This is a genomic window from Asaia sp. W19, from assembly GCF_003994335.1.
Classification (GTDB): domain Bacteria; phylum Pseudomonadota; class Alphaproteobacteria; order Acetobacterales; family Acetobacteraceae; genus Asaia.
Window position 1 is genome coordinate 143,129 of the sequence record NZ_PNQZ01000001.1, and the last position, 22,549, is coordinate 165,677.

The following is a 22,549-nucleotide window of genomic DNA, read 5'->3' on the forward strand; positions in this document are numbered from 1 at the left end:
CTCACCTCCGGAGGGTACACCCCGTCAAAGAACGGCCCTCCCCCGCAAACCTGTGTAAGCTTCAGAGGTGATCAAAAAGGTTTAACTCTCCACTTCCGGGATAGAGCCCTGATCTCAGGAGGCGCGCCAGATCCGGATCTGGGCCACGCCGAAGCGGCGCTCGGTGAGCAGAGGGAGATCGACGGCGAGTTCATCCTTGACGGCGGTCTCTGCCACGATCACGGCACCGGGGGCGATCCAGCCCGTGCGGGTCAGCGCCTTGAGGGTGGCCGGGATCAGGTCCTTGCCATAGGGGGGATCGAGAAACACCAGCGAGCACGGCCTGTCAGCGCGCGGGGCACGGGTGACGTCGCAGGTCAGAACAGCGAGATCATGGGAGTCGAAGCGGCAGGCGCGGATATTGGCCGAGATCACGGCGCGAGCGCTGCGATCCTGCTCCATGAAGGTGACGGAAGCCGCACCGCGCGAGAGGGCTTCGAGCCCGAGCGCGCCCGTGCCGGCAAAGGCATCGAGCACATGGGCGCTGCGCATGAAATCCATACCGGCCCAAGGGGCGTGGGCCAGCATGTCGAACACGGCCTGACGTGCGCGATCCGAAGTCGGACGCGTGGTGTCGCCACGCGGGGCCTGCAGGGCAACGCCTTTGCGTTCACCACCGACGATACGCATTATTCGTCTTCGGCTTCCGTGATGGCGGGGGCGGCGTCCTTCACCACGCGTTTGACGCGGCGCGGGGCGGCAGCAAGGCCAGGAATCTGCTCGCGCAGGATCTTGCCCTGAACTTCCTCGATTTCGCGCTTTTGAAGCGTGCCGAGCTGGAAGGGACCGTAGGAAACGCGGATCAGACGGCTGACATGCAGGTTGAGCCCCATCATGACGCGACGGATTTCCCGGTTCTTGCCTTCCTGCAGGCTGACCGTCAGCCAGGCATTGTCGCCTTTCTGTGAGTCCAGACCGGCTTCGATGGGCCCATAGCGCACGCCGTCGAATTCCGAGCCATGGGCAAGGGCGGCAAGGCGGCGTTCATCCACCACGCCGAACACGCGGACGCGGTAGCGCCGGATCCAGGCATTGGAGGGAAGCTCCAGACGACGGGCGAGCTCGCCGTCATTGGTGAGAAGGAGAAGCCCTTCGGAATTGATGTCCAGACGCCCGACGCTGACGACGCGCGGCATGCCTTCGGGCAGGGAGTCGAAGACGGTGGGGCGGCCCTGTGGGTCACGATGGGTGGTCATCAGCCCGTCAGGCTTGTGATAGCGCCAGACGCGGGTGTGTTCCTTGCTCCCGACCACCTTGCCGTCGAGCTGGATGATATCGCCATCCTGCACGAAGGTAGCGGGGTGCTCGACCGAAGCGCCGTTCATGCGGATGCGTCCGGCCTCGATCATGCGCTCGATATCGCGTCGGCTACCAACGCCCGCGCGGGCCATCCATTTGGCGATGCGTTCGCCGCGTTGTTCTTCGGTCATGCTCGTCTGTCCTGTGGTGTCGCGTGTCGGGCCGCGTCGATGAATCCAGCCAATAGACGCGCATCGCCCGGATCGATAGCGAATTCCGGGTGCCACTGCACCCCCAAGGCAAAAATTCCGTCCTGTGTCTCTATCGCCTCGATCACGCCGTCAGGGGCCAGAGCACTCACCTGGAGTGCCCCAGGGTCGCGTACGCCCTGGTGATGGGAGGAATTCACCTTCATGCTCGCCTGTCCGGTCACCCGGGACAGAAGCGTGCCCGGCAGAATGCCGACTGCATGGCCCGGCTCGTCGCGGGGATTGGGTTGCTCATGGGCGATAGGACCGGGCGCATGATCGGGTAGGTGCTGATGAAGCGCCCCACCCCAGGCGATGGCCATGAGCTGCATGCCCCCGCAAATGCCCAGGATCGGCAGACGTGCGGCACGGGCGACATGCAAATAGGCCAGCTCAGCATCAGTGCGCCCGGGCTTGAGCGTGGTCATGGGGTGCGGCCTCTCTCCATAGAGCGCAGGATCGGGATCGAACGCGCCCCCCGTGACGACCAGACCGTCGAGGCGTGCCATAAGGGCAGCGGCGATGACAGGTTCATGAGGCAGCCCGACGGGTAACCCGCCAGCGGCCGTGATGGCGCTGAAATAGTTCTGTCGCAGGGCGTGATAGGGGAAGCGGGAGAAGGCTTTTGGCCCACCTGGTTCGATATCGAGGGTCAGGCCAATGAGAGGCGCGCGTGTCATAAGGTGGATGTAAACAGGGTTTTGGGGCAAACAGAAGGCCCGATCCATGCCGCACCGAACCACGCAACAGGAAGAATGGCGTTTCCCATGCCCCGCTTTTTCAGCCACGAAGCCAGAGTTGGGATTATGGCTGATGCCCTGAACGCTGCGCGCGAGGCTGCAGGCCGGGGCGAGGTGCCGGTGGGCGCGCTGGTACTCGGCCCGGAGGGACAGGTTCTGGCCCGTGCGGCTAATGAGGTCGAAGCACGGCATGATCCTAGTGCCCATGCGGAGATTCTGGCTATGCGCGCGGCGGCGCAAGCGTTGGGGTCGCGCTCGCTTTTGCGCTGCACGCTTGTCGTGACGTTGGAACCCTGCCCGATGTGCGCAGCGGCCATGGTGCATTTCCGGCTTGGTCGGGTGATATACGGGGCTTATGACCCCAAGGGCGGCGGGGTGGACCACGGACCACGGATTTTTGAGCAGCCCGCCTGCCTGCATCGGCCGGAAGTGATCAGCGGCGTCTGCGAGCAGGAAAATGCCGCATTGCTGAAGAAGTTTTTCATAACATTGCGGGAGTCGGGCGCTTCCTGAAACGGATTACCACGTTTTTACGCATGGCTATTCTGGACGAACCGAACCCCGCTTCATAAGTTCCTTTCACCACACCGCACCCTGATGGTGCCAACGCTGGAAAGATCATGACTGACGCCATGCATGTTCGTATGAAGCCTTCACGGAAAATCCGTTCTCTGGCGCTTGTTGCGGCCACCGCGCTATCGCTGGGTGCTGGCGTGACCGCTCCCGCCTGGGCCGAGGGACCGATCACCCCCCAGACGCAGCTTCAGACCCTGCCGAATTTCGTTAATCTGGTGAAGCAGGTGAAGCCTGCGGTCGTTTCCATCACCTCGCATATCCGCGCCGATGTGGCCGAGCAGGAAGAGGGCGGTGGTGGTGGCGGCCAGCAGATGCCGCAGGGCATGCCTTTCCCGTTCCCCTTCCCGTTCCAGATGATGCCGCAGCAGCAACAGCCGCATCGTACGGTCGAGGCGCGCGGTTCGGGCTTCATCATCTCCAATGATGGTTATATCGTCACCAACAACCATGTGGTGAATGGCGCGACCAAGGTATCGGTCACGCTGGATGATGGTACGACCCTGCCCGCCAAGATCGTGGGGCGTGACCCCAAGACCGATGTGGCGCTGCTCAAGATCAAGCCCAACGGCAAGCTGCCCTTCATCGAGCTGGGCGATTCAGACAATGTGCAGCCCGGTGAGTGGGTGGTGGCTGTGGGTAACCCGTTCGGTCTGGGCGGTACGGTCACGGCAGGTATCGTCTCTGCGCGCGGGCGTGACCTGAATGCAGGGCCGTATGACGATTTCCTCCAGATCGATGCGCCCATCAATCACGGCAATTCCGGCGGTCCGCTCTTCAGCCAGAACGGCAAGGTCATTGGCATGAATGCCGCCATCATCTCGCCCTCGGGCGGGTCGATCGGCATTGGCTTTGCTATCCCGTCGAACACGGTCAAGAGCGTGGTGGACCAGCTTCGTACCTCAGGGCATGTGACACGCGGCTATCTGGGCGTGCTGATGCAGCGCATCTCGCCCACGCTGGCACAGGCGCTGGGTCTGAAGCCAAGCGAGCCAGGCGCACCGCCCGAGGGGGCGCTGGTGGCTCAGGTCACCAAGGGCGGTCCGGCGGACAAGGCCGGGCTGAAGAGTGGCGATGTGGTGACGGCGCTCAACGGGTCCAAGATCAAGAGCGTGCATGATCTCGTGGTCCATACGGTGTCGATGAAGCCAGGTACGGATGCGACGCTCACCATCCTGCGCGATGGCAAGAGCCAGACCATCACCGCCAAGATCGGCAACATGCCCAAGGATGGCGAGGGGGCAGATGCCACGTCGAGCGATGACAGCGCGCAATCCGGCAGCGGCAAGATCGGAATCTCACTCGCTCCGCTCTCACGTGACATGCGTCAGCAGCTTGGGGTGGATGACACCGTCAAGGGCGCCGTGATCAGCCAGATCGTGCCTGGGTCGCCAGCAGAGCAGGCGGGTGTGCGCCCGGGTGACATCATCCAGGCCGTGGGCAATACGGCAGTCGATAATCCTCGCGCGGTGCTGACAGCCGTACGCGGTGTCATGAAGAACAAGCAGCCGGTCCTGTTGCGCGTGCTGCGCGACGGCCAGCAGATCTTCATCGCGATCGCTCCTGCCGGCAGCGATACGGATGATGATGGCAGCGACGACGGTAACTGAGAGGGCCTCCCAGGCAAGAGAACGGTCTGATGCAAGGGCGGGGTTTTTTGACCCCGCCCTTTTTGCGTTTTGTGGCGATCCACGGATCGGACGGCGCGCGGAATTTGCGGCACAGCTCCCGCTGCGGCACAGTGGAGTCATGACCCGTATCTTCATTGATTCCGATGCCTGTCCGGTCAAGGACGAGGTCTATCGCGTGGCCGGACGCTATGGACTGCGCAGTTTCGTGGTGGCCAATCGCATGATCGCCCTGCCGGATTCGCCGCTGATCGAACGCGTCGTGGTCGATGCTGGGCCGGATGTGGCCGATGACTGGATCGCTGAACATTCGGTCGAGAACGACATCGTGATCACTGCTGACATCCCGCTGGCGGCCCGCTGTGTCGAGAAAGGCGTGCATGTGATCGAGCCCAAGGGCCGCATCCTCGACGGCGATGCTATCGGTATGGCACTGGCCATGCGTAATCTCATGACCGATCTGCGTTCGGCAGGAATGATGACGCCGGGTGGTGCCTCATTCGGCAAAGCCGATCGCTCGCGCTTCCTTTCTGCGCTCGACACACTGGTGAACAAGGCCCGCAAACCCCGTCTGCGCCCGATGACCCTGCCACCCGCATAGGTATCGGGCAGGCCGAGAAGGCATCGACGCTTTGCGAAGAAGGGCCTCCTTCCTGGCTTCCCCTTGATGTTTTGAGGGCGTGATATCCATCCCCGCATGGCCGGGACAACAGGAAGCAGGAGATGGAAGAGTGAGGAAACTATCGTTCTGGCAGGCAGGTCAGTTGATGCAGAAGAGCTTCGACCTCAGCTTTCTCAAGCGAGCGGATGTCGTGATCCTGATTGGCGTTCTGATGGCTGTCGAGTGTCTGATTGGAGGGGCCAGACAGATAAATTCTCCTGTCACGACGCAAATCAACGGCGCTCTGCGCAATCCAGCTCTGCTCGTCCTGAGCAGCCTCGACATGATTGCAACGTGGTCTCTGGCGCTGACCGTTACCCGTGCATGGCTTACCTCCCTGCGAGGTGTTGCTCTCTGGCGGCTGGATCGCGGTGCAATGCAGTCCCTAGGTGTCAATGCCATCATACAGGCTTTTCCTGCCGGGCTGACCCTTCTGGCAGCTTCGAGGGTCAGCGATTACCTGAGTGAAAGCACAGCGTTTCCTACGAAAGCAGCTGGAACGAGCCTCCTGTGCGTTCTGGGCGTTTTCTGGATCTGGTTGACCGTACGGTGCTTCGCCATGAGCTACCTCGCCTGGGAGAGCGGAAATGCCGGCTTTCGAATTCGTCGAAGTTATGAGGCGATGAAAGGGCATGTCTGGAGCTACATCTTCTGGAGCGGCGTTCTGACTATCCCCTTCACCCTGATCGTTGTTTTCGCGCAGAAAATTGCTGCTTTTGCTGCGCCTGGCTCATACCTGATGTGGGGGAACCTTTTCGCGGCATGCCTGATTGGGTCTGCAAACCATATCGTGTTGCGCAGCTTCGATCTGCGGTTCTTCGAGGCGCTGGAACTCGACCAACGCGCAGGATCGAAGACGGGCAATCTTTTCGGCTCATACTGACAGCCGAAACGAAAGATGGCCAAATTCTTACAGACGTGTCATGTTTTTTCTGACTGATCAGAGCGATTCTGCTTCTGTCCGTTGGACTACGGAACAGAGCAATCCGATCGAGATTTTTTGCTGACGCTCATTCATCCGGAAATGACCGACACCATGAACGCTTCTCTCTCCCAGACCCCACTCCAAACGGCAACCGAGACCGCCCCCGATACCCTCCTGGCCTCGATGTTGCTCGAGGCGCGACGGACCAACAAGCCGCTGCATACAGTTCCCGAGACCATCGTCCCGATCAATCCCAAGGCCGCCTATGCAGTGCAGGATGTCGTGGCGCGTGTATTGAGCGAAACGGGCAAGGGCGAGATCGTGGGATGGAAAGTGGGTGCGGCCACGCCCACGGCCACCCCGTCCTGCGCACCCCTGCACAAGGCGACGGTCTTCGAAAGCGGCCATGATCTATCTCCCTCCTTCTGCCGTTTTCATGGTGCCGAGGCGGAGATTGCCTATTCCTTTGCAAAGGACCTCCCGGCCCGCAGTACCCCCTGGACGACGGAAGAGGTTGCCGAGGCAATCGGGGCCATTCATGCCGCCATCGAACTGCTCGATACCCGCTTTGTCGCGCCCGATACCCAGCATAACCTGTCGCACCTGGCTGATCAGGGCAGCCATGGTGCGCTGATCGTCGGGCGTGGTGTCACGACGTGGCGTGATTTCACCCCGACCACCCTGCCCATGACCATGCTGGTGAATGGCGACAAGCGCTACGACCAACTGGGGGGCAACAAGGCCGGTGATCCGCTGCGTCTGCTCACCTGGCTGGCCAATCACGCGATCGAACGAGGGCGCCCTCTCCGCGCTGGCGACGTGGTAACCACCGGCTCCACCATGGGCACGCTGTTTCTGGAAGACCCCTCCGACATCTGTGTGTCGTTCGAGGGGCTTTTTCCCGTCGAGGCCCGGATTGGCAAGCCGTTCCGCAGTCAGGGAGAATGATCGAGCGGCGGTTGACCCTGCGCGCCTGTCCTTAGCGCCAAGGCAGGCGGTAGACCCAAGGCTGTTCCGCCTTTCCTGGCGTCCTACAGGCAAACGGGAGCGCCTGCTTGGGCGTTCTGGTCGCATGTGGGCCGGGCGTTATCGCAGGCGCCCTGTCGGCCGTCATGCCGCATCAGCGCTGCGATGATGTTCTTGGGAGACCCTCCATCAGAGAGCGTTGCAGGGAATGCTCCGTCACGCCAAGGTGATGAGCCTCCCGGCCCGGATGTTCCTAGGGTTGCCGCGCGTGCAACCCGCAATACGGACGGATCATGACCAGAAAAACCGATATTCTGATGATCGACCCGATGTCTGCCGAGTTCAACGAGCAGCTTGGATCACCTTTTCATCTGCACCCGTTCAGTACGATCGAGGCGCTGGGCGCGTTGGCCGAGCGTATCGAGGGCGTCACGACAGGCGGCGGGAGCGGCCTGCCCCGACCGATCATGGACGCCCTGCCCAATCTCAAGGTCATTTCCGTCAACGGTGTCGGGTATGACAAGGTCGATCTGGATGAGTGCCGTCGACGTGGCATCAGGCTTGCTACCGCCCAGGGCGTGCTGACCGATGATGTGGCCGACATGGCGATAGGATTGATGCTCGACACGGTGCGCGGCATCACGGCCAGTGACCGCTTTGTCCGTGCCGGGCAATGGGGCAAGGCGCCCGTTCCGAATTCGTGGACGCTCAAAGGCAAGAAGCTTGGCATTGCCGGGTTCGGGGCGATCGGCAAGGCGGTGGCGAAGCGGGCTGCCGCCTTTGACATGACCATCGCCTATTTCAGTTCGCGCGAGCAGCCGGACACGCCGCACTATCCTTTCTATCCGGAACTGAGGGTTCTGGCCGAATGGGCCGATGTGCTCGTGCTTTGTGTGGCCGGGGGCGCGCGTTCCTATCACATGATCGACCACGCCATACTCGAAGCCCTGGGACCAAGCGGCTTCCTGATCAATGTGGCGCGTGGCACGGTGGTGGATGAAGCCGCCCTTCTGAAGGCACTGCAAGACGGTACGATACGCGGTGCGGGGCTCGATGTGTTCGAACAGGAGCCGCATGTGCCCGATGCATTTTACGGCCTCGAAAATGTGGTGCTTCAGGCGCATCGCGCCAGTTCCACTGTCGAGACGCGCCATGCCATGGGGCGTCTGGTGTTCGATAATCTGGCGGCGTTCTTTCAGGGGGAGCCGCTTTTGACCCCGATTCTCTGACCTGCCAGATGCGCCTTGCCTGAGAGGTCTTTGACGCTCGTTCGACCGGTGCGAAACCGGTCGAAATGCAGATTATTCCCCGGCTTTTGCGGCAGCGGCGCGCTCGGCAGAACATAGAGCCGATCATTGGGCTCGTCGAAAAGCACGATATGGTTCTGGAAGAAATCTGTCCCGAGAAGCCCCATGGCGAGATCGTCCTGGACGTAGACAGACATAGGGCCGAGTGACAAGTCACCCAGACGCATCGACGTTACGGTCGTGCGCCTGAGACGCGAATGAATGGTGCCGTAAAGCGCAACACCGGGATTTCCTGTCGGGTCGGCAGGATCGTCTTTCACCGGGGCGAGCCATTTAGCCGGTATCGTGGTGACCGGTGCATCGGGATCGAGGGAGAAATCACGCTCGACTCCGTCGATGCTGATCGCGATCAGACCTTTTCCATAGAGAGGCAATGCCTGCGCTCCGGTGCCCATCAGCGCAGCTTGTGCAGAACGACACGCTGCATCATGGCTGAACCGGATCAGGGCAAAGGCGCTGTGGGGCATGTCGATCAGCACAGCGAGGTTTGAGAAAGCCTCGCGCCCGATCACCCCGATCAAAGGGCGTGTGCCAATCTTCTGGGTCGGGTAATCCTCGAGCTGAATCATGTCCGGCGTCCCCATATCGAGGGGACCAATCGTCAGGTGTCCCGCCCGGATGAGGGGCTGAGGGTCGGTATAGACCCCGTTTGTCGTGATCATGCGGGATTGGTGGGTATCGTAGGTGTCGAAACCGTCCATATTCCCGACATAGAGCTTGTCGAAACCATGCGAGAAATAGAGGGCGATAGGGCGGCTATCCAACGTGGCTGGGATAATGGGTGAATCGCCCGATCCACCCAGAAGCGGGAGGGTCACTGCCCCTTCTATGCAATCCGGCTGGGCCGGGTCGCCTGTGGCCTGCGCCACCTCAGAAAAGGTGATACCGAGGCACACCAGGAGGAAGAGGCAAAGCGCCTGCCGTGTCACACCATAGACGCGAGAATGCTCCCCCTGACTATGCAGGATGGCGCCAGCCGGACTCATCTCAGCTGGCTGTCCTTGCTGCCTCGGCGATTGATACCGGTGAAAACCGGTCTTTTGTCACGCTCGGACTGGCAGTCGACGCACAGCTTCACGCCGGGGAGCGCCTTTTGCCGTGCGGGGGGTATATCCTCACCGCAATTCACGCATTCCGCAGCGCTGTCACCATGGGGCATGGCGGCACGGGCTCGGCTCACGGCGTCGGCTATTGTGTCGTCAATCTGGTCCTGAACGGCTCCATCGGGAGCCCACCCTGTTGCCATCGGTCTCATCCCCTTCCTGCAGGTCCCTGATGTTGGATCTGTGCCCAGCAGCCTCAAGATGCCCGCGCGATTCAGGCGTTGTTTCCGGGCAGCGTCTTTCAGGAAACAGCGTCCGGCTTCCTCGTTCCTTCGCTCATCCCAAGAATGGGGTCCCTCGCAATACGCCCGGCCCTTGCGGGAGGCGCATCCAGTCAGCGCCTGAAGAAGAACTGCCTCTCAGAATGGCTGGGTTCGACCGACCATGGCAGGATAGATTGGGGTCAGGGGCCAGCCGGAAAAAGAGGGGGTCATGATGTTGGGACCCAGGTTTTGCAGCCTGTGGGGAAAGCGGAGCGCGCTTCCTGCGTCTTCTCTCCTGTGACGGGAGGGCAGAAAATAGACCGTGTTTTTTGGATAGTCGAAAAGCACGACATGCCGCTCGAAAAACTCGAGCCCCAGCCCGGCTGCAGGGGGGGCGCGGTCGCATTCCCCTGAATGGGAGATGTCTCGATCCGTCTCAGGAGACTCCGTCCCATCCTCCAGATGGAAGGATGTATCCGCAATGCCGGGGGCCCCGGTGATGGGCAGGACTGCCTGGACTGTCGCGGGCTTGTTGCGATCGGGCGATCCGTCTGACGCTGAAGCAGCCGCCCAGGCGCGTGGCAGAGTGTTGATCGCCCTGTTCGGGTCCAGCATCACGGCGCGCTCGATCCCATTCAGCGGGATCCGTGCCCTATCCTGCGTGTCGAGCGGAAAAGCCGCCTCACCGGCACCCAGAAAATCCGCACGGGCGGTCTTGCATGAGGCATCGTCGCTGAAGCGTATGAGCGCAAAGACCCCATGGGGCAGGTCCAGCAGGACAGAGAGCTTCGCGAAAAACGAGGGGCCGATCACCCCGATGACAGGACGCAAGCCGATAAACCGGGCAGGAAACGCATTGAGTCTGACCATGCCCGGGCTGCCCAGTTCCAGATCGCCCAGCTTGAGTCGCTCCGGCTTGAAGATGCTGTAGTCATCGCCTTTCACCCCATCCAGAAGGAGCGAAGTCCTGGTGTTCGTATCTTCCCCGGCATAGGGCGTGATATCTCCACCGTACAGCCCGTCCACGGTTGTCGAATAATAGAGCGCAACCGGCTTGCCCTGCATCGTGGCAGGAAGAAGAGGCGCATCGCCCGATCCGCCCAGGAGGGGCAGGGTGAACGCCCCCAGGATGCATGAGGCGGGCTGGGCCCTGGCGGGGGAGATGAGGACGACCAGCGCCAGAGTCAGACCGGGGATCGTTCGCAGGATAAGGTTCAACACGACAGAATGTCCTTGCTGCTGCGATGCGAGGCTCCGGACGGGCGGGGTAGTGCATCGCGCCTGCCGGGATAGTCATGACGGCACAGACCGGTAGGCAAGCCACGTTGTCGTGGGGGGGGCGGGGGCCCAACCGCCGCTCGTTATTGTGACGCATCCGAGTGGCCGCTGTACGAGGCATGATGTGAGGGTGTCATTCCGCATCGGCGCGAGGCGAGGGTTTCCGTCGTTATGCGTCTTCTGCCTGCACGGTCTGCATCGAGACTATCTGCTCCCAAGGAGATTGGGCTCACGATGAAGGTTGGGTCGACCCTAGTCCCAGCGTCGTTCTCTCGCCTGACGGGGTGGCGGCAACCGCTTGCGGCCGCGTCATAACGGTACCGGAAATAAGCCGAACCTGTTTTGATGCCCTTCGTTCACAACGCTGAGAGGGAGGGTAAGGCGTGGATCATCGCGATCATGGGAACGGTATTGCGGTGGTGCGGCCCCTGCCGAGGCAGGAATTGTTCGACTCCGCTCAGGCCGCCGCTCATCTTGGGCTGACGCCCGGGCTGTTCAGGGCGCTACGCTTTTTCCGCTGCGGCCCGGCTCCTCTCAGGATCCAGTCCCGCATCGTCTATCGTCGGACAGAGCTGGACAGGTTACGCCATGAATGGTGCACGGCAGTGCAGGTTCGCGCCGAAGACCGGCTCAGTCTTTCTCCCAACCCTGACCAGCCCCCTGCCAGAACGCCTTATCAGTCCCGTTCCCTGCCTTACCCGCTGGATCCCCTGATGCGCATTCTGGCGCTTCGGGCCATACGCCATCGTATTGTTGTCTCGATCCTGTGGGTCATGGCGATCATTGGCGGCGGTATCTCGCTCATTTTCTACTGACCCGCCATTTCCCGGCGTTCCATGAAGGAATGGAAATCATGCGCTCCCGTCTGCCTGCCATCACGTTCTATGGCTCACTCGCCTGTAATGCCGCACTTCTGGCTCTGGGAAAGGCCAGGACCGGCAACGCGGCCAAGGGGGTGAACTGCACTGCCCACTGGCTCAAGGGCGAGGAGGCCGCCTCGATGCAGGACCTGGATCTGGTTCACTCCGGCACAGGGGTCGCGACCAATGTGGCAGCCGTTCTGTTCTGGGCCGTGCTGTATGACCGCGCGCTCGGCAGACAGCCGGGCGTGGTCCGGGCACTGTTCGCAACGCTTGCTCTCGGACCGGTTGCCGCTGTGGCCGATTACAAGGCGACCCCCAAACGCTTCACGCCAGGCTGGGAGCTTGTGTTCTCGAAACAGGATATGGCGATCATCTATGCCGCCATGGTGGCGGGTATGGCGTATGGCGCCTTGTCAGGACGCCGGCAACCGTCCTGACCGGCATGATCTGAATTCCGGCCCGAACCGGTCCGGTTCGGGCTAGGCGTGACTCAGGCAGTGCCGCCCACAGTGAGTCCGGCCAGTTTCAATGTAGGCTGCCCCACTCCCACAGGCACGCCCTGTCCGGCCTTGCCACAGGTGCCGATCCCGGGATCGAGCTCCACGTCCTGACCGATCATCGAGATCTTGTTCATCGCATCGAATCCGTTGCCGATCAGGGTAGCGCCCTTGACCGGGCGCGTCACCTTGCCGTCTTCGATCAGATAGGCCTCCGACATGGCAAACACGAATTTGCCCGAGGTGATATCTACCTGACCGCCGCCGAAATCGACGGCATAAAGGCCACGCTTCGTCGAGCGGATCATTTCTTCGGTCGTGGCATCGCCACCCAGCATCAATGTGTTCGTCATGCGCGGGAGGGGGGCGTGAGCATAGGACTGGCGCCGTCCGTTACCCGTGGGTGCCACGCCCATCAGACGCGCATTCAGACGGTCCTGGATGAACCCGCGCAGGATTCCGTCCTCGATCATCACGGTCCGCCCTGATGGCGTACCTTCATCATCGATGGTCAGGGAGCCGCGTCCTTCGGCAAGCGTACCGTCATCGACCACGGTCACGCCGGGGGCCGCCACACGTTTGCCCACCATGTCGCTGAAGCTCGACGTACCCTTGCGATTGAAATCGCCTTCAAGCCCGTGGCCTACCGCTTCGTGCAGCAGGATACCGGGCCAGCCCGGACCGAGCACGACATCCATCTCGCCCGCAGGCGCAGGGGTGGCATCGAGGCTCACCTTCGCGCGGCGTACGGCCTCATCCACTGCCCCCTGCCAGGTTTCGCGCCCCAGCAGTCGTGAGAGGTTGTAGCGACCGCCCATGCCCCGAGCGCCGCTCTCACGCCGTCCATCGCGTTCGAGCACGACGGAGATGTTCAACCGCACCAGAGGGCGCAGATCGGCAGTACGAAATCCGGCACCACGCATGATCTGCACGGCCTGCCATTCGGTGGCAATGCTCGCAGAGACCTGCACCACCTCGGGACCGAGACCGCGCGCATAAGCGTCGATCTCGCCCAGAACAGCGGCACGTGCGGCAAAATCCGTGTCGCTCAAAGGGCTTTCAGGCGCATAGAGACGCCGATTAGTGGCCTGTGGCGGTGAGGCCAATGTACCACTGCGGCCCTGTCGAACCGTCGAGACGGCGCCTGCCGCACGCTCCAGCGCGCTTTTGCTGATTTCATTGGAGTGGGCAAAGCCGGTTTCCGGTCCGATGACGGAGCGCAATCCAAAACCCGATGACGTATCGAAGCTTGCCGAGCGTATGACACCATCATCAAGGACGATGGACTCGCTTTCCCGATATTCGAGGAACAACTCGCCATCCTCGATCCCTTCCAGAGAGCGGCTGACGATCGCTTCTGCCTCATCGCGCGTGAGCGTTGTGTCCGCGCGCTCGAAAAACAGGCGGTCCGTGACGGCAAGGGCAGAAAGGGGCGTGGCTTCGGCAGGGGAGGTCATGGGGTCGAAAAGCTCCTTCTTGAACCCGAACACATGGCGCGTCCCGGTCCCGAATGCGAGGGGAAAGCCGTCATCGGGGTCAAAAAAGCACGGTTTCAGCGGGTGACACGTGCATTGAACGCGACGAACGCCATCAATACAGCCAGTAATCCGAAGGCGATTGTCAGGCTGCTGGCCTGGGCGATGGCGCCAAGGAGCGCAGGCCCTGCGAGGATGCCAGCATAGCCGATGGTGGTGATGGCCGCGACGGCCGCACTGGTCTTCATGACGTTCTGCCGCCCGGTGGCGTTATAGAGCACGGGCACGATATTGGCGCAGCCGAGCCCGATCAGCAGAAAACCGCCCAGCAGGAGAGGGATGTTCGGGCTCAGCACGACGAGGGCAAACCCGATCGCTGCGGCGCTGCCTCCAAAGGCCATGACCCTGACGCGTCCCAGCCTTGCCACGACATGGTCGCCGGTCAGACGGCCCAGGGTCATGGCGGAGGCGAATACGGCATAGCCCCATCCCGGCGCGATGCCGAAACTGCTGCGCTCGCCCGAGAGATAGACCCCACCCCAGTCGAGCACTGCGCCTTCTGACAGGAAGGCGATGCCGGTCAGGAGTCCGAACAGCCATACCACGCCGCGCGGCAACGCAAAGCCGGATCCGCCATCGGGCTCAGCCTGGTTCAACAGCCCCGGCCAGGCAGTCAGGAGCAGCATGACAAGGCTGGCTTGTCCTCCCATGACGATCATCCAGGGCGACGCACCGAGCTGCGCGAGCAACATGGGCCCGGCGGCCCCCATCGCGCCGCCAATGCTGAAAAAAGCGTGGAATCCGGAGAGCATGGGACGGCCGCTCTGTTTTTCGACATCCACCGCCTGGATATTGATGGCGGTTTCTGCCGAGCCGAATCCCACACCCAGACAGAAGACGCCTGCGGCGAGCAGGGGAACGCTGTGCATCAGGGACAAAGGCAGTAGCGCAAGCCCCGACAGGACCATGCCCCCGATTGCCACAGCGCGGCACCCCCAGCGACTGACCCAGTACCCGGCAAGCGGCATGGCGATGACAGAGCCGATGCCGAGGCAGAGCAGAAGCAGGCCCAGAGCCCCGTCATCAAGGCCGGCATGGGCCTTCACAACGGGAACCAGACAGGACCAGAGAGCAAAAAGAATACCGATCAGAAAAAAGACGCTGCGGGTACTGTTTTGCAACCTCTTTGGGTCTCTTCTGTTCATCCTGCATTCCTCCCCTGGCGTCCTTGGCTGCCTGCAGCGTCTGAAACGCCCCTCAATGGCACCGCTCTGCCGTCACATCCGTGACAAAATGATGCAACGCCTTCGTGGAGCCGGGGAGCAGACGCAGGCAGGTTCGAGCGCCGCCTGCGCGACGGTGTCGGGTTCAAGGAGATTGCATGACGAGAAACCGCCCCTCATTCGCCCTGTTCCTGCTTGTCGGGGTTTCCGTCTCGGCTCTCGCGCCATGCGCTGCGCGGGCTGCCGTGAGTGACCCGAACCCCGCGATCGACAGCGTTCAAAACCCGGCGAGGTCATCTGCGGCGCAGGCCGGGACAGCCGAACCTGCACCTCGTGGTACGGGTGATGACGATCGGACACATCCGGCCCTATCGGCGGAAGGCAGCATGCCAGGGGGCGAGACGGCGCAGCCGGGTGGGCGGGAGCGGGGCGCTGTTCAGCACCAGTCCGCGCAGCCGGCTCCCCTCGCTTCTCCATCGACAGGGCCACGCGAGACGGTGGCCAGCGAGGCAGCGCAATCTCTGCATGTCGGCTCTGTCCCTCAGGATCTGCGTTCGCCGTCGATCGCGCTTGGCGGACTTTTTGCGGCGATTGGCGGCGCGCATCTGGCGCCCGATTTCAAGACCATTGCCGATGCCCGACCGGATGAGGCCCCAGCGACCCTGCTCGCGGATTGGGAGAGTCAGCGCAAGCATCCGGATTTCAGTATCAAGGCGTTTTACGAGCAGCATTTCTCGCCGCCCTTGCGCCGTGACATCTCCTATCGCCGCAAGGCCGATGAGAATATCTATGACTATATTCAGGGTATGTGGGGCGTTCTGACGCGCCAGCCCGACAAGCCTATGTCCTATGCTTCGCTCCTGCCCCTTCCCAATGCCTATGTGGTGCCCGGCGGACGTTTCTCGGAGCTTTATTACTGGGATACGTATTTTACGATGATCGGGCTCTATGAGACCGGTCAGTGGGACCTGCTTCGCGGCATGATCAAGGACATGGCCTCCTTGATCGATCGCTACGGCCATATTCCCAATGGAACGCGCACCTATTATCTCAGCCGCTCCGAGCCACCCTTCTTCTCGTTGATGGTCGATCTTCTGGCCCAGCATGACGGTCAGAGCGCCTATCGCAGTTTTCTGCCCCAGTTGCAGAAGGAATATGATTATTGGATGGAAGGGGCGGACAGCCTCAAACCGGGACAGGCCTATCGTCATCTGGTGCGCCTGCAGGATGGCACGCTCCTCCTGCGTCACTGGGACGATCTTGATACGCCGCGTGACGAAAGTTACCCGGAGGATGTGGCAACGGCTGCGCGTGACGGGTCGAGGGCGCCTTCCGAAGTGTATCGTGATCTGCGTGCCGGGTCAGAAACCGGTTGGGATTTCTCGTCACGCTGGTTGGCCGATGGCCATACGCTCGCGACGATCCACACGACCGATCTGGCGCCCATCGAGGTCAATTGCCTGATGGTCCATCTGGAACAGACACTTGAGCATGCCTACGCCCTGACGGGACAGCGCAAGCTCGCACGCGTCTATGGCCAGCGTGCCGATGAACGCACGCTCGCCGTGCGCCGTCTCTTCTGGGATGAGGATCGTCAGGCTTTCTACGATTATGACTGGCGTAAAAACCGCCCCACGGACGTGCTCTCTGCCGCAACGACTGTGCCGCTATTCCTGCGTCTGGCGTCGCAGGAACAGGCCATGGGTGTGGCTGACACGATCAAGGCGCGCCTGCTGCGCCCCGGCGGGATCATGGCAACCGACCATGAGAGCGGGCAGCAATGGGATGCCCCCAATGGCTGGGCGCCCGAAGAATGGATGGCCATCAAGGGGCTAAACAATTATGGGGCGACCGATCTGGCGGAGACCATCGCCAGACGCTGGATGGCCAGGGTAATCGGCACGTATGAGAAATCGGGCGTGTTGCTCGAAAAATATGACGTCGACTCTCCCACGATCAGCGCCACAGGGGGCAAGGGCGGTGGGGAATACCCAATGCAGATCGGGTTTGGCTGGACCAATGGCACATTGCTCGGGCTGATGCGCCGTTACCCTGACGTGACCGAGCAGATCCTCAAGCACAACCCTCTGGCCGGGCAGCCCGCCATTGATGTCTTGCCACCCAGTGACCCCTATAGTGCGGTAGGACCTGAGGGGAGCCCGCCTGCCGATCCGCCAGCCAAGCCAGCAGGCGAAGTCGAGACCGGCCCGCAGGACGCCAGTGCCCACAAGACTGCGGCCTTGCAGCCCGATGGTACCGACGTGACTGGCGGTGACGGGTCATCGAAGCGCGTTGCCGCACGGGTTGCGCCGCTGGATGAGCGTGTACCAACCCGCAAGATGACGGCGTATCAGCCCTCCTGAGGAGCGAAATGCAGCGTGAGGCGTCTCAGGGCCTCACGCAATACGGGTTCTGTCTTGCAGAAGGCGAAGCGGATGAGATGGCGTGGTGGGGACGCCCCGTGCGGGTTGTAAAAGGCCGAGACGGGAATGGCGGCCACCCCGGCTTCAGTCACAAGATCGCGGCAAAACGCCATGTCGTCCCGCCCTTTCGAGTGGGCGCTGATATCGGCCACGACGAAGTAGCTGCCATCGGCGGGCAGGGTCGGAAAACCGAGCGCATGCAGCCCCTCGGCAAAAAGATCGCGGCGTGCGCGCAGGCTGTCGGAGAGATCCTGAAAGAAGTCATCGCCCAGATCGAGCCCGATTGCTACCGCACGCTGCAGATTGGGCGCGCTCGAAAAGGCGATGATCTGATGTGCCTTGGCGATGACTGAGGCGAGTGCGGGGCAGGCGGTGATATAGCCGATCTTCCACCCGGTGACCGAGAAGCTCTTGCCTGCGCTGCCGATGCGTATGGCCCGTTCGCGCATACCCGGTCGGGTCATGAGTGGGACATGCTTCACCCCGAAAGTCAGATGCTCATAGACTTCATCACATACTGCGTAGCAGTCATGTTCGAGCACGAGTGAGGCAATCAAATCGAGTTCCTGCGCGGTAAACACCTTGCCGCTGGGGTTCATCGGGGAGTTCAGCAGGATCAGCTTGGTCTTGTCTGAGAAAGCTGCACGGAGCGTATCCTCCGGAAGATGCCAGTCCGGCGCTTCCACGCGCACGCAGCGCGGTATGGCACCCAGCATCTTGAGTACTGGCAGATAGGTGTCGTAGAGCGGCTCGATCAGCACGACCTCGTCCCCGGGCTCGATGAGCGCCATCAGGCTCACGGCCAGGGCCTCGGTCGCGCCCGAGGTGACGATGACCTCACGCACCGGATCGACGGTAAGTCCGTAATCGCGCTTGTTGGCGCGCGCCACCGCCTCCCGCAGTTCCGGTAGGCCGGTCAGGGGGGCATATTGGTTGCGCCCGTCCTTCAGGGCCGCCGCCGCCGCTTCGATCAAAGAGGCTGGCCCTTCTGTATCCGGAAAGCCCTGACCCAGATTGACCGCATCATGCGCCATGGCGAGCTGCGACATTGTCGTAAAGATCGTGGTCGGCAGGGAGTTGAGAAATGCATTGGGGGATTTCATGCCGTGCCTGCCTTTTAGAGGAAGTCGGTATGATACCGGCTAAATCAGGCCTGTAAAATCCAGCTTTTCGCCCTGGGTCGCTGCGCGTGTATTCCTTTCCCGGAACCGGAGATCATCCGGGCGAGATGTCCCGTTCCGCGCTCGATGAGGATGGGGGATAGACGAGGGACATTCCGGCTTCGGGGTCGTGGGCGGGGCGAGATCAGATGCTTTGAACCTGCCCGTCAGACATCGAGCGAGCGCCCGGGGCAGATCGCGCACGCGAGGGACAAAAGCACGGTCAAGACCGGGACTCCGTCGGTCGAGAGCCATCACAGTCGCGTGGGGCGCAGAAAAAAACATCGATAAGGGAGCGAAACGCTCCGATATGCTATTTTTGTTGGTCTGTCATGCGTCGTTTTGCTTCCGGAAAGGGATGCGGGGGTGCGTACGAGACGCCCGGAGGGGGTTTTTCGTTACGCCAGCCCCTCAAAAAGCCTTCGGAATACTCGACAGTTCGCGAATCCTGTCCTAATCGTTTTGCAGCCGATCAGTGCGGCCCCTTGAGGCAGATACAGGTATTTGACAAATGGCGAAAAAAGCTCCAGCCGCGGCGTCCAAGGCTGCGTCTTCCACGATTGCAGCCCCGCCCAAGCCGGGCAAGCCGGACAGCGCCGCTGTAAAGCGCGTTTTCGAGCTGATGCAGGAACACTCGGTCGAGCTGGTTGACCTGCGCTTCACCGACCCGAAGGGCAAGTGGCACCACACCACGCAGTGGCACACCACCATCGAGGAAGACACCTTCGTCGAAGGCTTCATGTTCGACGGTTCGTCGATCGCTGGCTGGAAAGCCATCAATGAATCCGACATGGTGCTTCTGCCCGACCCGACCACGGCTGTCATGGACCCGTTCTCGGCCAAGCCGCAGCTGATCCTGATCTGCGATATCGTCGAGCCCCGCACCGGCAATTTCTATGCCCGTGACCCGCGTGCGACCGCCAAGGCTGCCGAAGCCTACCTGAAGACCACGGGCCTGGGCGACACCGCCTTCTTCGGTCCCGAAGCCGAGTTCTTCATCTTCGACAACGTCAAGTTCGGCACGGGCCCGAATTACGGCACATATCAGCTTGACAGCATCGAAGGCCCCGATGCCTCGATGAAGGACTACCCGGAAGGCAATATGGGCCATCGTCCGGTGGTCAAGGGCGGCTACTTCCCGGTTGCTCCGGTCGATAGCGAAGGCGATCTGCGCGCCGAGATGCTCTCCACCATGGGTGAGATGGGTCTGCCGATCGAGAAGCACCATCATGAAGTGGCGCAGTCGCAGCATGAGCTGGGCACCAAGTTCGCGACGCTGGTCCAGTCGGCCGACTTCATGCAGATCTACAAGTACTGCGTGCACAACGTTGCCCATTCCTATGGCAAGACGGCAACCTTCATGCCGAAGCCCATCGCTGGCGATAACGGCTCGGGCATGCATGTGCATCAGTCGATCTGGCGTGATGGCAAGCCGCTTTTCGCGGGTGACCAGTATGCCGGCCTGTCGGAAGATGCGCTGTTCTATATCGGTGGCATCATCAAGCACGCCAAGGCGCTGAACGCCTTCACCAACCCGTCGACCAACTCCTACAAGCGTCTGATCCCGGGCTTCGAAGCCCCCGTGCTGCTCGCTTACTCGGCCGCCAATCGTTCGGCTTCGTGTCGTATTCCGTATTCGGTCGGCCCGAAGGCGAAGCGTATCGAGGTCCGTTTCCCGGATCCGACCGCCAATCCTTACCTTGCTTTCTCCGCCATGCTGATGGCCGGTCTGGATGGCATTCGCAACAAGATCCACCCCGGCGAAGCCATGGACAAGGATCTGTACGAACTGCCGAAGGAAGAGCTGGCGCAGATCCCGACGGTTTGCGGTTCGCTCCGTGAAGCCCTCCAGGCTCTTGAGGCCGATTTCGCATTCCTTCTGGAAGGCGATGTCTTCACCAAGGACCAGATCGAGAGCTACATCGAACTGAAGTGGAAAGAAGTCTACAAGTTCGAGCACACGCCGCACCCGGCCGAGTTCGAAATGTACTACTCGGTCTGATCCGAGACAAAAGCCCGGCCTCAGCGCCGGGCTTTTTTATGGCCGTGACGCACACTTCCAGCTTCTCGCCTCCAGTCGAGCGGATGGGGCAAATGCTGGGCCGGCTCGCGAGAGCGTCTCATTCTCTGGGCTAGGCTTCAGGGCAGGCCAGCCACAGAGGGCGCGAGTCCGATCGTGCGGGAGACCAAGGGGCAGTTCGAGCCCAGCCTGATTGTTATCCCTGACAGACGGAGGGCTGAGATGCTCGTCCGTGTGGGTAAGGTGGGCGCGCTCGAACAGGACCCATAAGCGTCCGCCGCTCCTCAAGCGAGCCGATCGTCTCAGCCACTCGGTCGCGGCCGCACAATGCTACTCGGTCCGGACCGAAGGGCCCCCAGTCAGCCTGGTCGCGGGGCAACGTCTGTTCCCACCGTCTGGTATGAGCGCGCTGTTGCGGACCGCGTACCCCTGCACGCGCTGTCTGGATCAGTTGGGTAGTCGAGGTGGGAAAGATCTTGACGAATCTTCCATTACCGACGACAAGCGACCCATCCATGATCTTGCCGGGTTAGCACAGTGGTAGTGCAGCGGTTTTGTAAACCGAAGGTCGGGGGTTCAAATCCCTCACCCGGCACCAGAAATCCTTATAAATCATAGGTTTTAGCAAGCGTATTGTGCGAACGAATCGAGCTCATCGCACGGTATGTCGGACAAAAAGCCGGATATATCCTCTCGAGAATCACTCTCTCCCTTAAGAGCCATGAGTCTGATTCCACAATCCGTGTTATCTCATGGTGAACAGCCGCGCTTAGAGCTGGGATTAGGCTCGGATTTCAGACGCAGCGCTCGGATCAATGCGCGAACAGCGCTCTAATCTTCGCGCAGGGCGGTGATCCCGCGAGCGTTGACACTATCAGAGATCATGTCGTCGCCATTTTCGCGTGGGGAATTCGTAGGCGCAGACCCTGCATCTCATCCAATAGCCACTCTGCGTGAGGCTGGGCGCTTTTAAAGACTAGAACGGTCTGTAATTCACGGTAATGTTTTAAGAATACAATAATTTGTAAAACACAAACTTATTTTCCTGTGCTTTTCTGCTTTTAGATCAGAAAACTGGAAAATAACATGGTAAATTTAACTGGATTTCTTCCTAAGTCTCTGACGAATATATACATTTATGTGCTGAATGCTGACGGGACAGTTTCTGCCAGTAACGATAATGCGGCGATCGGTCCGCTTACGGCGTCGTATGACGGCAAAACGTGGAAATACACTGACGCCAACGGACAAGTGGTTGTGAGTGCGCAGAACACCACGACCGGAGCATACCAGACCGAAAACGGGTTCATTTCCTATAGCCCTAGCGGGGGCTATATCCTTGTTAGTAATGACAAGATCGCGGACCCTACAAAGGTAAGTTGGTCCAATCAGTCGGGTGTTGTACCGGGATCGACGCCTTTCCCCTCATTTGGAGGTGCCAGCACATCCCTGAAGATCACCGATTCCTCCGGAAGTAGCGCAGTCACTTACGATCGGGTTTCTGGAGGTGTAACCGCGCAAGGGACCTATGACCCGACAGCGCACGCTACCATGCCCAGCGTAACTGCACCGTCAGGCTACCTGCCCGACACACTGAACGATGTGTACATTTATGTGCTGAATGCTGACGGGACAGTTTCTGCCAGTAACGATAATGCGGCGATCGGTCCGCTTACGGCGTCGTATGACGGCAAAACGTGGAAATACATTGACGCCAACGGACAAGTGGTTGTGAGTGCGCAGAACACCACGACCGGAGCATACCAGACCGAAAACGGGTTCATTTCCTATAGCCCTAGCGGGGGCTATATCCTTGTTAGTAATGACAAGATCGCGGACCCTACAAAGGTAAGTTGGTCCAATCAGTCGGGTGTTGTACCGGGATCGACGCCTTTCCCCTCATTTGGAGGTGCCAGCACATCCCTGAAGATCACCGATTCCTCCGGAAGTAGCGCAGTCACTTACGATCGGGTTTCTG

20 protein-coding genes and 1 tRNA gene are annotated in these 22,549 nt (G+C 61.0%); 12 read left to right on the plus strand and 9 right to left on the minus strand.

Features of this window, described 5'->3' with window-relative positions:
• Positions 1–114: 114 nt before the first annotated feature.
• The 3 genes from rsmD to C0V97_RS00675 are packed head-to-tail and all read right to left on the minus strand — an operon-like array spanning position 115 to position 2,206.
• Positions 115–669 carry a 16S rRNA (guanine(966)-N(2))-methyltransferase RsmD gene (gene rsmD / locus C0V97_RS00665; protein WP_127099712.1) on the minus strand — a complete coding sequence of 185 codons (555 nt, stop codon included), beginning with the start codon at positions 667–669 and terminating at the stop codon, positions 115–117.
• Positions 669–1,469 carry a pseudouridine synthase gene (locus C0V97_RS00670; protein WP_127099714.1) on the minus strand — a complete coding sequence of 267 codons (801 nt, stop codon included), beginning with the start codon at positions 1,467–1,469 and terminating at the stop codon, positions 669–671. The genes rsmD and C0V97_RS00670 overlap by 1 nt, the downstream gene beginning before the upstream one ends.
• The gene (locus tag C0V97_RS00675; RefSeq protein ID WP_127099716.1) at positions 1,466–2,206 is read right to left on the minus strand and encodes a gamma-glutamyl-gamma-aminobutyrate hydrolase family protein; all 741 of its coding nucleotides are present in this window, start codon (positions 2,204–2,206) and stop codon (positions 1,466–1,468) included. Before C0V97_RS00675 ends, C0V97_RS00670 begins: the two co-directional genes overlap by 4 nt.
• 126 nt (positions 2,207–2,332) lie before the next feature.
• Between C0V97_RS00675 and C0V97_RS00680 the strand changes: the two genes are divergently transcribed.
• The 6 genes from C0V97_RS00680 (at position 2,333) to C0V97_RS00705 (ending at position 8,248) form a co-directional block, all read left to right on the plus strand.
• Positions 2,333–2,779 carry a nucleoside deaminase gene (locus C0V97_RS00680; protein ID WP_127099718.1) on the plus strand — a complete coding sequence of 149 codons (447 nt, stop codon included), beginning with the start codon at positions 2,333–2,335 and terminating at the stop codon, positions 2,777–2,779.
• 107 nt (positions 2,780–2,886) lie between these two features.
• A complete protein-coding gene (locus tag C0V97_RS00685) occupies positions 2,887–4,449 on the plus strand; it encodes a Do family serine endopeptidase (RefSeq protein ID WP_233581856.1) in 1,563 nt (520 codons plus the stop codon).
• 139 nt (positions 4,450–4,588) lie between these two features.
• The gene (locus tag C0V97_RS00690; RefSeq protein ID WP_127099720.1) at positions 4,589–5,068 is read left to right on the plus strand and encodes a YaiI/YqxD family protein; all 480 of its coding nucleotides are present in this window, start codon (positions 4,589–4,591) and stop codon (positions 5,066–5,068) included.
• A 130-nt stretch (positions 5,069–5,198) separates the two neighbouring features.
• Complete coding sequence (locus C0V97_RS00695) at positions 5,199–6,011, plus strand: hypothetical protein (protein ID WP_127099722.1); 813 nt, start codon at positions 5,199–5,201, stop codon at positions 6,009–6,011.
• Positions 6,012–6,164: 153 nt separating this feature from the next.
• Positions 6,165–7,001, plus strand: coding sequence for a 2-keto-4-pentenoate hydratase (locus C0V97_RS00700; RefSeq protein ID WP_158625313.1), 837 nt, complete (start codon positions 6,165–6,167; stop codon positions 6,999–7,001).
• Between the two features lie 311 nt (positions 7,002–7,312).
• The gene (locus C0V97_RS00705; RefSeq protein WP_127099726.1) at positions 7,313–8,248 is read left to right on the plus strand and encodes a 2-hydroxyacid dehydrogenase; all 936 of its coding nucleotides are present in this window, start codon (positions 7,313–7,315) and stop codon (positions 8,246–8,248) included.
• Here C0V97_RS00705 and C0V97_RS00710 read toward each other — a convergent pair.
• From C0V97_RS00710 to C0V97_RS00720, 3 genes are all read right to left on the minus strand, one after another.
• Entirely contained in the window at positions 8,215–9,312 is a 1,098-nt protein-coding gene (locus C0V97_RS00710) for a hypothetical protein (RefSeq protein WP_127099728.1), read from the minus strand. The genes C0V97_RS00705 and C0V97_RS00710 overlap by 34 nt on opposite strands.
• Positions 9,309–9,572: a DksA/TraR family C4-type zinc finger protein gene (locus tag C0V97_RS00715; RefSeq protein WP_127099777.1), complete on the minus strand. Its 264-nt coding sequence runs from the start codon at positions 9,570–9,572 to the stop codon at positions 9,309–9,311. Before C0V97_RS00715 ends, C0V97_RS00710 begins: the two co-directional genes overlap by 4 nt.
• A gap of 216 nt (positions 9,573–9,788) precedes the next feature.
• On the minus strand, positions 9,789–10,853 hold the full coding sequence (locus C0V97_RS00720; protein WP_127099730.1) for a hypothetical protein: 1,065 nt from the start codon (positions 10,851–10,853) through the stop codon (positions 9,789–9,791).
• Positions 10,854–11,293: 440 nt separating this feature from the next.
• Between C0V97_RS00720 and C0V97_RS00725 the strand changes: the two genes are divergently transcribed.
• Positions 11,294–11,725, plus strand: coding sequence for a hypothetical protein (locus C0V97_RS00725; protein ID WP_127099732.1), 432 nt, complete (start codon positions 11,294–11,296; stop codon positions 11,723–11,725).
• Positions 11,726–11,763: 38 nt separating this feature from the next.
• Positions 11,764–12,210: a hypothetical protein gene (locus C0V97_RS00730; protein ID WP_199751565.1), complete on the plus strand. Its 447-nt coding sequence runs from the start codon at positions 11,764–11,766 to the stop codon at positions 12,208–12,210.
• 53 nt (positions 12,211–12,263) lie between these two features.
• Here C0V97_RS00730 and tldD read toward each other — a convergent pair whose 3' ends face one another.
• A complete protein-coding gene (tldD, locus tag C0V97_RS00735) occupies positions 12,264–13,727 on the minus strand; it encodes a metalloprotease TldD (protein ID WP_127099734.1) in 1,464 nt (487 codons plus the stop codon).
• A 95-nt stretch (positions 13,728–13,822) separates the two neighbouring features.
• Positions 13,823–14,926, minus strand: a complete 1,104-nt coding sequence (locus C0V97_RS00740; RefSeq protein ID WP_199751566.1) for an MFS transporter — start codon at positions 14,924–14,926, stop codon at positions 13,823–13,825.
• Between the two features lie 200 nt (positions 14,927–15,126).
• On the opposite strand from C0V97_RS00740, the gene treF reads away from it, so the two are divergent.
• Positions 15,127–17,331, plus strand: coding sequence for an alpha,alpha-trehalase TreF (treF, locus tag C0V97_RS00745; protein WP_233581861.1), 2,205 nt, complete (start codon positions 15,127–15,129; stop codon positions 17,329–17,331).
• On the opposite strand, the gene C0V97_RS00750 is transcribed toward treF, so the two are convergent.
• Positions 17,319–18,494 (minus strand): aminotransferase, encoded by a 1,176-nt coding sequence (locus C0V97_RS00750; RefSeq protein WP_127099738.1) that lies wholly within the window; start codon positions 18,492–18,494, stop codon positions 17,319–17,321. The two genes, treF and C0V97_RS00750, sit on opposite strands and share 13 nt — an antisense overlap.
• A 568-nt stretch (positions 18,495–19,062) precedes the next feature.
• Here C0V97_RS00750 and glnA point away from each other — a divergent pair.
• From glnA to C0V97_RS00765, 3 genes are all read left to right on the plus strand, one after another.
• The gene (gene glnA / locus C0V97_RS00755) at positions 19,063–20,553 is read left to right on the plus strand and encodes a type I glutamate--ammonia ligase (protein ID WP_127099740.1); all 1,491 of its coding nucleotides are present in this window, start codon (positions 19,063–19,065) and stop codon (positions 20,551–20,553) included.
• 541 nt (positions 20,554–21,094) lie between these two features.
• A tRNA-Thr gene (locus C0V97_RS00760) sits at positions 21,095–21,169 on the plus strand.
• 488 nt (positions 21,170–21,657) lie between these two features.
• Positions 21,658–22,549: hypothetical protein (locus C0V97_RS00765; RefSeq protein WP_148114908.1), on the plus strand; the 892-nt coding region annotated here is incomplete at its 3' end.

Coding starts and splice junctions, on each gene's coding strand:
- rsmD (WP_127099712.1), bottom strand. CDS start 669: ATGCGTATCGTCGGTGGTGAACGCAAAGGCGTTGCCCTGCAGGCCCCG.
- C0V97_RS00670 (WP_127099714.1), bottom strand. CDS start 1,469: ATGACCGAAGAACAACGCGGCGAACGCATCGCCAAATGGATGGCCCGC.
- C0V97_RS00675 (WP_127099716.1), bottom strand. CDS start 2,206: ATGACACGCGCGCCTCTCATTGGCCTGACCCTCGATATCGAACCAGGT.
- C0V97_RS00680 (WP_127099718.1), top strand. CDS start 2,333: ATGGCTGATGCCCTGAACGCTGCGCGCGAGGCTGCAGGCCGGGGCGAG.
- C0V97_RS00685 (WP_233581856.1), top strand. CDS start 2,887: ATGACTGACGCCATGCATGTTCGTATGAAGCCTTCACGGAAAATCCGT.
- C0V97_RS00690 (WP_127099720.1), top strand. CDS start 4,589: ATGACCCGTATCTTCATTGATTCCGATGCCTGTCCGGTCAAGGACGAG.
- C0V97_RS00700 (WP_158625313.1), top strand. CDS start 6,165: ATGAACGCTTCTCTCTCCCAGACCCCACTCCAAACGGCAACCGAGACC.
- C0V97_RS00705 (WP_127099726.1), top strand. CDS start 7,313: ATGACCAGAAAAACCGATATTCTGATGATCGACCCGATGTCTGCCGAG.
- C0V97_RS00710 (WP_127099728.1), bottom strand. CDS start 9,312: ATGAGTCCGGCTGGCGCCATCCTGCATAGTCAGGGGGAGCATTCTCGC.
- C0V97_RS00715 (WP_127099777.1), bottom strand. CDS start 9,572: ATGGCAACAGGGTGGGCTCCCGATGGAGCCGTTCAGGACCAGATTGAC.
- C0V97_RS00730 (WP_199751565.1), top strand. CDS start 11,764: ATGCGCTCCCGTCTGCCTGCCATCACGTTCTATGGCTCACTCGCCTGT.
- tldD (WP_127099734.1), bottom strand. CDS start 13,727: ATGACCTCCCCTGCCGAAGCCACGCCCCTTTCTGCCCTTGCCGTCACG.
- treF (WP_233581861.1), top strand. CDS start 15,127: ATGACGAGAAACCGCCCCTCATTCGCCCTGTTCCTGCTTGTCGGGGTT.
- C0V97_RS00750 (WP_127099738.1), bottom strand. CDS start 18,494: ATGAAATCCCCCAATGCATTTCTCAACTCCCTGCCGACCACGATCTTT.
- glnA (WP_127099740.1), top strand. CDS start 19,063: ATGGCGAAAAAAGCTCCAGCCGCGGCGTCCAAGGCTGCGTCTTCCACG.